The sequence below is a fragment of the Enterobacter sp. CPE_E890 genome, assembly GCF_046521475.1.
GTDB classification, from domain to species: domain Bacteria; phylum Pseudomonadota; class Gammaproteobacteria; order Enterobacterales; family Enterobacteriaceae; genus Enterobacter; species Enterobacter adelaidei.
In genome coordinates this window covers 2,230,855-2,244,315 of record NZ_JBKFZW010000001.1, presented here as the reverse complement: position 1 = coordinate 2,244,315, position 13,461 = coordinate 2,230,855, and the positions used below count along the sequence as shown (strand labels likewise).

12 protein-coding genes and 1 pseudogene are annotated in these 13,461 nt (G+C 54.2%); 5 read left to right on the top strand and 8 right to left on the bottom strand.

Features of this window, described 5'->3' with window-relative positions; genetic code table 11:
- Positions 1–348: 348 nt before the first annotated feature.
- The 4 genes and pseudogenes from ACLHV9_RS11130 to ACLHV9_RS11115 form a co-directional block, all read right to left on the bottom strand.
- Positions 349–660 (bottom strand): annotated as a pseudogene (locus ACLHV9_RS11130) (IS3 family transposase); the annotation flags it as partial.
- A gap of 3 nt (positions 661–663) precedes the next feature.
- Positions 664–1,854 (bottom strand): hypothetical protein, encoded by a 1,191-nt coding sequence (locus ACLHV9_RS11125; RefSeq protein WP_218064860.1) that lies wholly within the window; start codon positions 1,852–1,854, stop codon positions 664–666.
- Positions 1,855–2,034: 180 nt separating this feature from the next.
- Positions 2,035–2,376: a hypothetical protein gene (locus tag ACLHV9_RS11120; RefSeq protein ID WP_407220459.1), complete on the bottom strand. Its 342-nt coding sequence runs from the start codon at positions 2,374–2,376 to the stop codon at positions 2,035–2,037.
- 178 nt (positions 2,377–2,554) lie between these two features.
- Positions 2,555–3,675 (bottom strand): IS3-like element ISSen4 family transposase gene (locus ACLHV9_RS11115; RefSeq protein ID WP_087451024.1). Its coding sequence is split into 2 segments (ribosomal slippage): positions 2,555–3,417 and positions 3,417–3,675, totalling 1,122 coding nucleotides; the frame shifts between segments, so codons are not numbered across the junction.
- Positions 3,676–3,829: 154 nt separating this feature from the next.
- On the opposite strand from ACLHV9_RS11115, the gene ACLHV9_RS11110 reads away from it, so the two are divergent.
- Entirely contained in the window at positions 3,830–4,231 is a 402-nt protein-coding gene (locus ACLHV9_RS11110) for a YybH family protein (protein WP_108090027.1), read from the top strand.
- 53 nt (positions 4,232–4,284) lie between these two features.
- On the opposite strand, the gene ACLHV9_RS11105 is transcribed toward ACLHV9_RS11110, so the two are convergent.
- Entirely contained in the window at positions 4,285–4,740 is a 456-nt protein-coding gene (locus tag ACLHV9_RS11105; protein WP_028017366.1) for a hypothetical protein, read from the bottom strand.
- 430 nt (positions 4,741–5,170) lie between these two features.
- On the opposite strand from ACLHV9_RS11105, the gene ACLHV9_RS11100 reads away from it, so the two are divergent.
- Together ACLHV9_RS11100 and clcB are read left to right on the top strand one after the other, a co-directional pair.
- Positions 5,171–5,794: a glutathione S-transferase family protein gene (locus ACLHV9_RS11100; RefSeq protein WP_108090028.1), complete on the top strand. Its 624-nt coding sequence runs from the start codon at positions 5,171–5,173 to the stop codon at positions 5,792–5,794.
- A gap of 101 nt (positions 5,795–5,895) precedes the next feature.
- A complete protein-coding gene (gene clcB, locus ACLHV9_RS11095; RefSeq protein WP_108090029.1) occupies positions 5,896–7,206 on the top strand; it encodes a voltage-gated ClC-type chloride channel ClcB in 1,311 nt (436 codons plus the stop codon).
- Here clcB and bioD read toward each other — a convergent pair.
- From bioD to ACLHV9_RS11080, 3 genes are all read right to left on the bottom strand, one after another.
- Positions 7,141–7,836 carry a dethiobiotin synthase gene (bioD, locus tag ACLHV9_RS11090; RefSeq protein ID WP_028017363.1) on the bottom strand — a complete coding sequence of 232 codons (696 nt, stop codon included), beginning with the start codon at positions 7,834–7,836 and terminating at the stop codon, positions 7,141–7,143. The two genes, clcB and bioD, sit on opposite strands and share 66 nt — an antisense overlap.
- 129 nt (positions 7,837–7,965) lie before the next feature.
- Positions 7,966–9,186: a sugar metabolism global transcriptional regulator Mlc gene (gene mlc / locus ACLHV9_RS11085; protein ID WP_028017362.1), complete on the bottom strand. Its 1,221-nt coding sequence runs from the start codon at positions 9,184–9,186 to the stop codon at positions 7,966–7,968.
- Between the two features lie 121 nt (positions 9,187–9,307).
- Positions 9,308–10,213: a LysR family transcriptional regulator gene (locus ACLHV9_RS11080; protein ID WP_108090031.1), complete on the bottom strand. Its 906-nt coding sequence runs from the start codon at positions 10,211–10,213 to the stop codon at positions 9,308–9,310.
- A 121-nt stretch (positions 10,214–10,334) separates the two neighbouring features.
- Here ACLHV9_RS11080 and ACLHV9_RS11075 point away from each other — a divergent pair, with 121 nt between their 5' ends.
- Both ACLHV9_RS11075 and ACLHV9_RS11070 read left to right on the top strand, forming a co-directional pair.
- Positions 10,335–11,588, top strand: coding sequence for an MFS transporter (locus ACLHV9_RS11075; protein WP_108090194.1), 1,254 nt, complete (start codon positions 10,335–10,337; stop codon positions 11,586–11,588).
- Positions 11,589–11,662: 74 nt separating this feature from the next.
- Positions 11,663–13,147 (top strand): carboxypeptidase M32, encoded by a 1,485-nt coding sequence (locus ACLHV9_RS11070; protein WP_108090032.1) that lies wholly within the window; start codon positions 11,663–11,665, stop codon positions 13,145–13,147.
- Positions 13,148–13,461 lie beyond the last annotated feature (314 nt).

Below are 13,461 nucleotides of genomic sequence, written 5' to 3'. Positions count from 1 at the left end.
ACTGCCAGTTCCTCCTGCACGGCCTGTCAGATCACGTAGGCCGTGGTGACGTTTTCAACCCACAGAGGCGGATTAACGGGTTCATGTTCTTCAGCCTTTCAGTACTTAACCTTGAGGATCATCTCGGCTTAGTGATCTCGCCTCAATCCCCGTTGTCAGCGGGTTACATCACCCTGCGGGCATGCCGCAGGTCACTGCCGCTCAGGTTCTCCACCGTCACACCCGGTGGGATTGTTGGGTTTCTCATCGTGAGTTACCGGTTCAATATTCCAGACAGACTCGCGGTTCATTTAAGCATCCATGCCCGCCCTGAACTCCGGGCACACTATAAGTAATATCGGTAACTCAGACCTGATTGGCCCGAACAACAGTAAACTGGCGCTGCACGCGATTAGGGGCAACCACTGAGGGGCGGCCAGCGATACGATGCGGAACTTTATAGCCACGTAAGGTTTTAATCCGGTTCAGTTGCATAATACGACCCATCCGGTTTTTGCCGCAGGTTTCACCGATTTCATTCAGATCGCCATGAACCGGACGATAGCCATATACGCCACCGCTCAGTGAAAAGGCATCGCGAATGAGCGTCAGCAGACGCTGGTTATCTTTATCCCGCGCAGAGACCGGATTATGAAGCCACGCATAAAACCCGGCCCGAGAACATTAATTAAGAATCAACTCGGACCTGAAAATACTTCCGAATTGCAACGTCGCGGTTTGCTCGTCATCCTGAATAATGTTAGCCCCCATCATATCGATCCAATGGTTACGAGATGGGTCGATTAGCGTCTCAATGGTTGGCTGCTCTCTGAGCAAATCGATGGCATCCACATTAATTCCTTGCCTTACGGTAACTTTTGAAATCATATCGTCATAAATATAGATCGGTCTCGGCAACTGGAAAGTAACCTCTCGACCTCGATAGCGACCGCCGAAAAGATGAGCTCTTGAGGTGCTTTCCAGCAACTCTTCGCGTGCGCGTCGGTCGCGATCTGCAAGAAACTCTATACGCTTTTTATCTGTTTTTTTTGTCGATGGAGGCATGGCTTGCGGTTTCCCGAAAGGCGCGGCTACCGCCTCTGCCGCTGTTTCAAAGCCTGTCGACCGAAGCAGTTTGGCCATTACGCCACGGGTTGCGGCGTCCTTTACAAACTCCATTTCACTTTCGGTAATAATTACAGGATCTTCAGGTTCTGGATCAATGATCTTCAGGTGACTTGGATTACCGTCCTCAATGCCAATACTAAGACCTGATACCAACCTCTGCCCTGTATGCCCTGGTGGGAACTTTATTGAAAGTTTCTGGGATATGCCCGAATCGATTTGGCTATCCCTGAAAGCCTCACCAGATTGAGTTCCCTTACATTCTATAATGTGCCATTTTCCATCGTGCCCATGAACCACGAAGTCAGGCGTCTTATTTGGCCCTCGCTTTGCGGTGCGATGCTGGTATGCGCCATGGCTTGCGCCGTAGCGCTGCAAAAAATAGCGGCCATCGACAATATCAACCAATGGTAAATTCTTCATGAGCCAGACCATTGGCACTCCCATTCCGAAATCATCACTTAGAATAGTTTTCTGATGCGCATCAAGATCTGCATAGCTTCTTGTCAAGCGGAGATCCTGGTCTCGGGGCGTGATCGCTGCCAAATATCTCACCCACGCCCAGAATTCTGCAAGCGAAACACCTGTGACAGAAGTCGGTGTTGTCAGGTAACCGATGATTAATAACATCGAGTTGATGTTCAAATTGAAGGAACTGCTGCCTGCGGTGAAAGCAGCCGGAAAACTGGGAATCTTGCCGATCCCTGGCCAACTGGATTTATCAACATGAACATCGATCGTACGGTACATTGCGAGTGATCCTCTCTAAAAAGTTGGGTGCCAATATTAGTGACCTGCTTCCCGTTCAATAAAATACATCAATACCAGTCATGCCCACCTTGACGGTGGTTGGCATTACCAACTTCCGCTTTTCGCTCAAAGCAGACCTGAGGACCAGCCAACCTAACCTCTGCGAGCCAACAGCAGACGTTAAGCGTTAGTTGACGGAGCATACTCCCACTGCGATTCGTCACTGTAAATCGTACCATCATCATCCATTACTTGTGCATTAAGGTGTCTTGCAATCCGCAACATCTTTCTGTACAGGTATGTATCGGGCCATGTGGTATAAATATTACCTGCGCTCCAGTCAAGCCATGGTTCTTCGTACAAAGAGTGACCTGACCACAAGGCGTTGTAATCGCCGTTTATAATATATCTGCTCAATTCATTATCGTTATTAATGTAGTTAAGCCATTCATCAGCGGTTATCTGCGCATCCTCATTATCTGCCCAAAATTCAGCTCTCGTTATGTGCAATTCAACACCCATAGCATCTCCTTAACGCTGGTATAGACTTCACAAACTAGCATAGTGGTTTATTAAAAACGAGGTGAGTAACACTGCAGAATCTATAGACTTGAACGATATGTCTACTCTTCGCTCATAGCCGCCCTAACGTTACCTAAACCCCGAACTCCTGACCTGCCCCCACGATTAGATACAACACTCAGTTAGTAACGTCGGAATCTTCATTCTCAGAATGACCCTTTCTCCAGCCCGCTGCAAATTCAGACGGTGTCTGATAATTCAGCGTGGAGTGCGGGCGGCATTCGTTATAATCCTGCCGCCAGTCATTAATAATTTTCCTGGCATGAACGATATCGCTGAACCAGTGCTCATTCAAACATTCATCGCGAAATCGTCCGTTAAAGCTCTCAATAAATCCGTTCTGCGTTGGCTTGCCCGGCTGGATTAAGCGCAACTCAACACCATGCTCAAAGGCCCATTGATCCAGTGCACGGCAAGTGAACTCCGGCCCCTGGTCAGTTCTTATCGTCGCCGGATAGCCTCGAAACAGTGCAATGCTGTCCAGAATACGCGTGACCTGAACGCCTGAAATCCCAAAGGCAACAGTGACCGTCAGGCATTCCTTTGTGAAATCATCGACGCAGGTAAGACACTTGATCCTGCGACCGGTGGAAAGTGCGTCCATGACGAAATCCATCGACCAGGTCAGATTGGGCGCCGCCGGACGGAGCAGCGGCAGACGTTCTGTTGCCAGCCCTTTACGACGTCTTCTGCGTTTTACGCCCAGGCCACTGAGGTGATAAAGCCGGTACACGCGCTTATGATTAACATGAAGCCCTTCACGGCGCAGCAACTGCCAAATACGACGGTAGCCAAAACGCCTGCGCTCCAGTGCCAGCTCAGTGATGCGCCCTGATAAATGCGCATCAGCAGCCGGACGGTGAGCCTCATAGCGGCAGGTCGACAGGGATAAACCTGTAAGCCTGCAGGCACGACGTTGCGACAGACCGGTCGCATCACACATCAACATCACGGCTTCCCGCTTCTGGTCTGTCGTCAGTACTTTCGCCCAAGAGCCACCTGAAGCGCCTCTTTATCCAGCATGGCTTCGGCAAGCAGCTTCTTGAGTCTGGCGTTCTCTTCCTCAAGCGACTTCAGGCGCTTAACTTCAGGCACCTCCATACCGCCATACTTCTTACGCCAGGTGTAAAACGTGGCATCGGAAATGGCATGCTTGCGGCAGAGTTCACGGGCGGGTACCCCAGCTTCGGCTTCGCGGAGAATACTGATGATCTGTTCGTCGGAAAAACGCTTCTTCATGGGGATGTCCTCATGTGGCTTATGAAGACATTACTAACATCGGGGTGTACTAATCAACGGGGAGCAGGTCACTCCCCCCATAAAACCTGGTAGCTATACAAACGGACCAGGCTGTTACGTTAATACGTGTTAATCACTTAAAAAGGAAATGCGCATGACCCCACATCCGCTGCGTCAGATCATCGAAGCCTGCGATCGCGCCATCACCACCAAAAACTATGACGCCCTGATGGAGTACTACGCCGAAGATGCGGCTCTGGTGGTCAAGCCCGGCTTGACCGTTGAAGGTAAAGAAAACATCCGCAGCGCGTTTATTGCCATCGCAGATTATTTTCAGGATCAGCTGGTTGTCGAACAAGGAGAGATGCAGGTGATAGAAGGTGGCGGCAATGCGCTTGTTATCATGGAAACCATTCTGCGTTTTCCTGATGGCAAGGGTGGAAGAGCGGAAATATCACGTCGCGCCACCTATGTTTTTCGACAGGAGAGCGATGGTCGCTGGCTTTGTACCATCGACAATTCCTACGGGACGTCACTCCTGGATACGAGGAACTGATTACTTTTATCACGACGTCAAAGGGGCGCTACCGCCCCTCCATACCAGCACCCTTAATGCGCAGTAATGCGCGGCTCCTTCACAAACTCCGACAGCAGCCACACCATATCGTGCAGCAAGCCCGTTAGCTCTTTCGCTACATTCGCAGGTAGCGTTCCGCCCTTAACCGCTTGTGTCAGCGCCAGAGCATAGTCCACCTGGGTCACGGTATCCTGCCAGCAGTCCGGCACGCAGGAGTTCAGTTTCTCACCCATGATCAGTTGCGCGATCAGGTCAGGCGGAAGATCGACATCGCAGAGTTCCCTTAGCTTCCGCAGGGCGTGCAGCAGACGCTCGCAAAGCGTCGTAAACATCGTTGCATCCTCGATTTCGACCAGCACACTCACCAGCGCGGCGCAGTTGTCGGCAACGTCAAAAAGATCGGCATCAGCAGGAAGCGGTCGGGAGATAAGCTGCAGAATGACGCTTTCGTCAGACGGGAGATAAGTCAGGGTTGGGATAGTAGCCATACAAGGCATCCTTCTATATGTAGTTCAATTAACTACCCAATGAGTTCCTACGCCCGAGGGGTAGCGCTGACAGAGGTAGGAATACCGCCCATATAGAAAAACGGCCAGCCTTGCGGCTGCTCCGCCAGCGCCACCGCAATTGTAACGGGATCGGCGCTGCCGCGACATACGAAATGTCACTATATGGTAGATACGGGTTCCTACGCCCGATTGCGGATGTGCCGCAACGCAGGCACTTTACGACCCCGATCGGTTTAAGAAAAGACATAGCCCTTAATTTCACAAGGTTACTTTGCGGTTTGCGAGGCGTCTTCCAGAAACGTTCCGTCTGGTCAGGAAAAGCACTCCCCACCAAATTTTGCCCCAACCTCCTCTGCTGAACTGATGTATTGTTTTCGCACAATGAACGCCTCTAAAGGACACCTGCGCAATGATAAACATCCTCGGTAAAACCACCTCTATCAACGTTCGTAAAGTGCTCTGGACCTGCGAAGAAGCCGGTATCGCGTACCAGCAGGAAGATTACGGCAGCGGCTTTGCCTCCACCGAAACGGATGAGTTTCGCGCGCTGAATCCTAACGCCATGGTGCCTGTGCTGATCGATGACAATTTCGTGCTGTGGGAATCCAACTCTATCTGCCGCTATCTGGCGCGCAAGGCAGGACGTTATGATCTGCTGCCGTCAGAGCCTCAGGCCTGTGCCAATGTCGAACGCTGGATGGACTGGCAGGCAACCGAGTTCAATAACGCCTGGCGCTATGTCTTCCCTGCGCTGGGGCGTAACAACCCGGACTATAACGATGCCGAAAGGATTGCAGCGGGGATAAAAGAGTGGAACAGGTGCATCACCCTCCTTGAGGGGCAGTTACAGCGCACCGGTGCCTTTGCCGCAGGCGAAGTGTTTACGCTTGCAGATGTTGTGCTCGGGCTGTCGGTGAATCGCTGGAAAATGACCCCTTTCGACAAACCTGATGTACCCGCCGTTGATGCCTGGTTTGAACGACTCAACCAGCGCCCGGCATTTTTGCGTCACGGTAATAACGGAATGGTGTAGAAATACGGCCGGGCGTCGCCCGGCTTTTTCGCACGCATACCTTTTGCTAACCCTGCCATTTCCCGCCACAATATTGCATCGACTCCGTTTAATCGCGACTCATGCAACGTCTTCACACTTATCCCGACATCCGGGCAATGTTTCGTCGACTCCTGATAGCCACCATCACTGGCGTACTGGCCGCGCTGGCCGTTGCGGTGTTCCGCCACAGCATGTATCTGCTGGAGTGGCTGTTTCTCAGTAACGACAGCGGCAGCCTGGTGAATGCCGCCGCCGCGCTCTCTCCCTGGCGGCGCGCACTGACGCCTGCCCTGGGTGGGCTGGCGGCCGGGTTACTGTTATGGGGATGGCAACGATTTACCGCGCAGCGTCCTCACGCCCCAACTGATTATATGGAAGCGCTGGAGACCGGTGACGGTCAGTTTGACTACGGCGCCAGTCTGGTGAAATCCCTTGCGTCACTGCTGGTCGTTGCCAGCGGGAGTGCCATTGGCCGCGAAGGCGCGATGATCCTGCTTGCCGCCCTCGCCGCCTCCTTTTTCGCCCGCCGCTTTACGCCGAAATCCGAATGGAAACTCTGGATCGCCTGCGGCGCCGCGGCCGGGATGGCCAGCGCCTACCATGCTCCGCTAGCCGGAAGCCTGTTCATTGCGGAGATTCTGTTTGGCACGCTGATGCTGGCCTCGCTTGGCCCCGTGGTTATTGCTGCGGTGGTGGCGCTGCTCACGACGCATCTTTTAGCGCCCGGAACCCTCACGCTCTATGACGTACATCTGAGTGGCATACTCAACGCGGCAGATTATGCCCTGCTGCTCGCCATGGGTCTGCTGGCGGGCCTCTGCGGCCCACTGCTGATGTGGCTGATGACGTTCAGCCATGGGCTATTCCTGCGTATCAAACTTTCACCGCCGTGGCAACTGGCGCTCGGCGGTTTGATCGTCGGGCTGCTGTCCCTTTTGACGCCTAAGGTGTGGGGGAATGGCTACAGCGTGGTTCAGACTTTTCTGATCGCGCCCCCGTTGCTGTCGGTCATTGCCGGTGTGTTTATCTGTAAACTGCTGGCGGTACTGGCCAGCAGCGGCTCGGGTGCGCCGGGAGGGGTATTTACGCCTACGCTGTTTGTCGGTATGGCGACGGGGATGCTGTTTGCTCAACTTTTCGCGCTGTGGTTACCGGGCTCTGAGACGGCAATTTTGCTGGGGCTGGCAGGGATGGCAACGTTACTCGCCGCAACCACACATGCGCCCATTATGTCGGCGCTGATGGTCTGTGAAATGACCGGGCAGTATTTTTTACTGCCCGGCTTGTTGGTCGCCTGTGTCGTGGCGTCCGTGCTGTCGAGGACGTTACGCCACGACTCGATCTACGGTCAACACGCCACCGAGGGCAGAGAGATCGATGTATTGCGCTAACTCGCGCTGCTCTGCGCGGGGCAGGTACGGCAACTCACCGACCAAAGGCCCAGGCAGTTTTGTGCTCAGCACGTCGATGATTTCAGCGTAGTGCGCAAGTCCTGGGTTGATGCGGTTTGCCACCCAGCCAATCAACGGCAGGCCGTCATTGGCAATGGCTTGTGCCGTCAGCAGCGCATGGTTAATGCAGCCTTCCTGGATACCCACAACCATCACCACAGGAAGTTGTTCCTGCACCACCCATTCAGACAGCGGGCGCAAATCATTCATCAGGCTGCGCCAGCCGCCCGTCCCTTCAACCACAACGTGATCAACCTTCCCGCTCAGGTTTGCCAGGCCATCAGACAGCAGGGGGTAATTAATCATACCGCTGTGCGCCACGCTGCTCTCCTCTTCGCTTAACGCAATTGGATTAACCGCGTCATAAGGCAGCTCCAGCGACGAGACGCTTTGCAGCACCAGAGCGTCTTTATTACGCAATCCCTCTGGCGTCTCTTTACTGCCTTTTGCGACCGGTTTGTACCCTGCAACGCGTTTACCGCTTGCAGCCAGTGCCTGCAGTAATGCGCGGGATACCACTGTCTTTCCGACAGAGGTATCTGTACCAGTAACAAAGAAACGCTTAAGCATGACTCGCTCCACCTCTTGGGTATGCTTCGAAATATAAACCAGGTAAATAATTCAGTGGGGGAAGTCTACGGGATGCGTGCGCTACCCGGCTTGAGATAGCGCAATTTTTCTTACATCTGCAGAAAAGAGTTAACCCTGTAACAGGCGGATCAACAGCGAGCCGTTATACATGGCATCTTTAACCAGCGCCGCACCTGCCATCGTGCCCTGGTTGGAGAATTGGGTACTTTCTACCGCAATATTTTTGCTGTACGCGGGGAGCGACTGCTGATGAATGCAGGCCGAAATAGCCGGGAAGAGGATCTCCGCCGCCTGGCTGAGCGGCGAACCAATCAGGATTTTTTGCGGGTTGAAGAGATTCACCATAATGGCCAGAATGCGGCCAACGTTGTTACCTACACCGGTAATAATGTCCTTCGCCAGGAGATCGCCCTGACGCGCGGCAGCGCAGAGGGAATCCACCGTTAAGGGTTGTCCGTGTAGCGAGGAGCTCATGGACTGGCCGAGCCTCGCCTGCGCCAGTTCCAGCACGCTTTCCACGCTGGCAATCGTCTCCAGACAGCCATGGTTCCCGCAATAACAGCGTTTACCGTAAGGGTCGACCTGGGTATGGCCGATTTCGACCAGACTACTGCTTCCGGCATGCAGAAGGCGTCCGTCAGTGATCACGCCCGCCCCGACGTTATGATCGATGACAACCTGAATGACGTCCCGCGCACCACGTGACGCGCCAAACAGTGCCTCAGCCATCGTCCAGGCGCTGATGTCATGCTGAATATAGACCGGCACACCGGTATGGTTTTTCAGCACTTCACCCAACGGCATCTCTTTGACATCGTCGTAAAACGGCATACGGTGAACAATGCCGTTTTCGGTATCAATAATGCCCGGCATGGTGATGGCAATCGCCGTTAAGCGTTCAAGCCGCTGCTGATGACGGATAAAGAAGTTATCAATATGCGAGACAATCGCATCGAGGAGCGGTTCCTCAGCATTGAGCGGCAGTTCAAGCCTGTCTTCCACCACCAGTTTGCTGCTCAGGTCGCGCAGCGCAAGGAAGATTTCTCCCCGACTGATGCGCAGTGACAGGTAGTGCCACGCTTCCGTCTCGACCACCAGCCCGACCGCCGGACGGCCACGGCTGCCCGGCTCCTGGATCTCGGTCTCCTGAACCAGGTGGGCTTCCAGCATTTCGCGGACAATCTTGGTGATACTGGCAGGTGCCAGTTGTGCCAGGCGCGAAAGATCGATACGCGAAACCGGACCAAGCTGATCAATCAGGCGATACACCGCGCCAGCGTTGGTCTGCTTAATCTGATCAATATGCCCTGGCTGACTATCAGCAACCACCTCGTACTCCCTTATTTTCGAGCTTCGAAATAAACTGTGGGCTATGGTGAAGCACTTCCATGGCCGTCGTCAAATATTTACTTAGCCATGTGATTTACTGCACATTTTTACCCGTATTTCCCTATAAATATCGCCCGGCAGAGGCGCTAATTAACTGCTGTTTAAAACGCTGAGCGGCATGACTCTGTTCATGATGTTTTGACCATACCAGCCACATCTCTGAAACGGCGTCCTCTTCAGCGATGGTAACCCAGCGCATTTCGCGCAATTGTACCCGTTTAAAGGAGGCCGGAAGAATAGACACGCCCAGCCCGGCAGCGACCAGACCAATAATGGTCATCGCCTCCCCAACTTCCTGGGTGATAACCGGGGCAAGATCGTAGCGGCGCATCAAACCCAGAATATCATCATACAGGCCCGTCCCGACCTGCGGGTCAAAAAAGACAAACGGCTCTTTTGCCAGCTCTGCCAGCGTGACAGACGGACGCGAAGCCAGCGGATGATCGTGAGGGATCATCGCCATCAGCGGTTCGCGCAGGATCACCTGCCACGACAGCGTGTCCGGCAGTTGAGTGTTACGCATCAGTCCCAGATCCAGCGAACCTTCATTCAGTGGCGCAATCTGTTCGCGGGTATTAATTTCGCGCGTCTGAATATGAACATCCGGAAAATGCCGGCGGAATGAGGAGAGTGTCTCCGAGACGGCGCTGATAAACGGTGCGGACGAAGTAAACCCGATCCGCAATTCTCCAGTTTCCCCGAGATACAACCGTTCTGCCCGGGCCGCGGCCTCCTCGACCATACTCAGGATTTGTCTGCTGTCGGCCAGAAACTGTTTTCCCGCTGCCGTCAGACTCACGCTGCGGTTAGTACGGGCCAGAAGACGCGCCCCAACCTGCTGCTCCAGGATCTGAATCTGCTGGCTTAGCGGTGGCTGAGAGATATTCAGTCTTGCTGCCGCGCGGCCAAAATGCAGTTCTTCGGCAACGGCAACAAAGTAGCGGAGGTGACGCAGCTCAATATTCATATTTTTAACGTATCATTTGAGATTATTAATATATTAGACAGAATATTCACATTTTCCTACCCTGATCGTGTGGTCATACCCGTCACCAGAAATCACGGGGATGTTTAAGCAAGGAAACTGTGTGAGTCGTACAACTGCCATTGATATCGATCCGGCCAGAGATATCAATGATTTACCCGTAGCATCTCAGCCGGTTCAGTTCATTAAACGCGGTACACCTCAATTTATGCGCGTCACGCTGGCGCTCTTTTCAGCGGGTCTGGCAACGTTTGCATTGCTCTATTGCGTTCAGCCGATCCTGCCCGTTCTCTCTCACGAGTTTGGCGTATCGCCTGCCAGCAGCAGCATTTCGCTCTCAATTTCCACCGGGATGCTGGCAATTGGCCTGCTCTTTACCGGCCCACTTTCCGATGCCATCGGTCGCAAACCGGTGATGGTTACCGCGCTGATGCTGGCCTCGGTCTGTACGTTACTCTCGACCATGATGACCAGCTGGCACGGTATTCTGGTGATGCGCGCCCTGATTGGTTTATCGCTCAGTGGGGTTGCCGCTGTAGGGATGACCTACCTCAGCGAAGAGATCCACCCGAGTTTTGTTGCCTTCTCAATGGGGTTGTACATCAGCGGGAACTCCATCGGCGGGATGAGTGGACGCCTGCTGAGTGGGGTATTTACGGACCTCTTTAACTGGCGTATTGCGCTGGCTGTCATTGGCTGCTTCGCCCTTGCCTCTGCACTGATGTTCTGGAAAATTCTGCCGGAATCGCGTCATTTCCGCCCCACCTCGTTGCGCCCGAAAACGCTGTTTATCAACTTCCGACTGCACTGGCGTGATAAAGGGCTGCCGCGCCTGTTTCTGGTCGGCTTCCTGCTGATGGGCTCCTTCGTCACGCTGTTTAACTATATTGGCTACCGCCTGATGCTCTCACCGTGGCATCTGAGTCAGGCCGTTGTCGGTTTGCTTTCTGTCGCTTATCTGACCGGAACATGGAGTTCTCCAAAAGCCGGAGCGATGACGGCACGCTTCGGGCGGGGACCGGTGATGCTGGTATTCACAGGCGTGATGTTACTCGGCCTGCTGTTGACGCTCTTCTCCTCCCTGTGGCTGATTTTTGCTGGAATGCTGCTCTTCTCCGCGGGATTCTTCGCCGCTCACTCGGTCGCCAGCAGTTGGATAGGCCCACGCGCCCGTCGGGCCAAAGGTCAGGCGTCGTCGCTTTATCTGTTTAGCTACTATCTCGGTTCCAGTATTGCCGGGACGCTCGGCGGCGTGTTCTGGCATAACTACGGCTGGAACGGCGTGGGGGGGTTTATTGCGCTGATGCTGTGCGCCGCGCTGCTGGTTGGCGCAAGTTTGCATAAACGTCTGCATTAACAATCCACCGCCTTCGTGTTTAAATCAAGCCGATGCTAATTTTTGTCATCGGCTGATTCAGACACGAGGACTTCATGAAAAACAACAACTACCAACAGCTCACCCGCACCTTCCAGCGTCTCTCCCGATTCTCCCACCTCTCCTCTATCGCCAGTTGGGATATGTTCACCATGATGCCGCCAGGCGGCAGCGCTGCCCGTGGCGAGGCGCTGGCGGAGATAAGCGTCCTGCAACACCAGATCCTGACCGATAAAAAAGTCGGCGACCTGTTAGCGGCGGCGGCAGATGAAAATCTGAATGATATCGAACAAGCCAACCTGCGCGAAATGACGCGTCAATATCAGCAGGCCTCGCTGCTGCCAGAATCGCTGGTGGAAGCCAAATCCCTGGCGGGCAGCAAGTGTGAACACGCCTGGCGCACGCAGCGCCCCGCCAACGACTGGCAGGGCTTTTCCGCCAACCTGAAAGAGGTGGTCAAACTCAGTCGCGAAGAGGCTCGCCTGCGGGCCGAAGCCAAAGGCTGTACGCCGTACGACGCGCTGCTGGATATTTTTGAGCCCGACATGACCAGCGCGCGTCTGGACGTCCTGTTCGGCGATATGAAATCCTGGCTGCCGGACCTGCTGGCAAACGTGGTGGAAAAACAGGCTCAGCATTCGTTTGTTCCACCGCAAGGCCCCTTCCCGACAGCAACACAGCGTGAGCTGGGGCTGGAAGCTATGCAGATGCTGGGCTTCGATTTTAACGGCGGACGCCTGGACGTCAGTGCGCACCCGTTCTGCGGTGGCGTGCCGGAAGATGTGCGAATTACCACGCGTTATGATGAGGATGAACTGCTTAGCGCGCTGTTTGGTGTGATTCATGAAACCGGGCACGCCCGCTACGAACAAAACCTGCCGCGAGCGTGGGCAGGACAGCCTATCGCTCTGGCGCGCTCCACCGCCATCCATGAATCCCAGAGCCTGTTCTTTGAGATGCAACTCGGTCGCAGTGAGGCCTTCCTCAAACATCTCCTCCCTGCGGTGCACGCCCGTTTTGGCAGCCAGGCGGCGTTCAGCGAAGAGAACTTTATTGCCTGGAACCAGCGCGTGAAGCCGGGCTATATTCGCGTCGATGCGGACGAAGTGAGTTACCCGGCACATGTGGTGCTGCGCTATGAGATTGAACGTGCGCTGATCAACGGCGAGATCGAGGTGGACGATATTCCCGCCCTGTGGGACGAGAAAATGCAGGCCTGGCTCGGATTATCCACCAAAGACAACTACCGCAACGGCTGCATGCAGGATATCCACTGGACCGACGGCGGTTTTGGTTACTTCCCGTCCTACACGCTGGGCGCGATGTATGCTGCACAGCTATTCCATGCAGCAAAGACTGCGCTTCCGGGTCTACAGGCCTCCATCGCTGAGGGCGATTTTTCCGCTTTGTTTGACTGGCTGCGCCAGAACATCTGGCAGCACGGTAGCCGCTTTACCACGTCGCAGTTAATTACCCAAGCGACAGGTGAAGATCTGAATATCCGCTACTTCCGGGAACACCTGACTTCGCGTTATCTGTAATCTGTTTGGCCAGGGCTGAGGGATCTCCAGTAAATTTTTTAAGCAGAAGCGATTCAGATTTTCCAGGCGTAATAATTGACTCGCAGCAACGCCCTGGCCCGGGGTCGCCAGGGTGGTGGCGATTGAGCCACCCTGGCACGTTCACCGGTGTTGTCATTACAGAGTAGCAAGGAACATAAAGTGAACGGAATGACCACTACAGCCGTATGTTCCCCCCTCACTCCTGCCCTCTCCCTCTGTACACCCTCAAGGGAGAGGGGTCATCTGTGCAGGCATTATTTTCTGGGGAGCCCCGGCAATGTACATATGGTTAC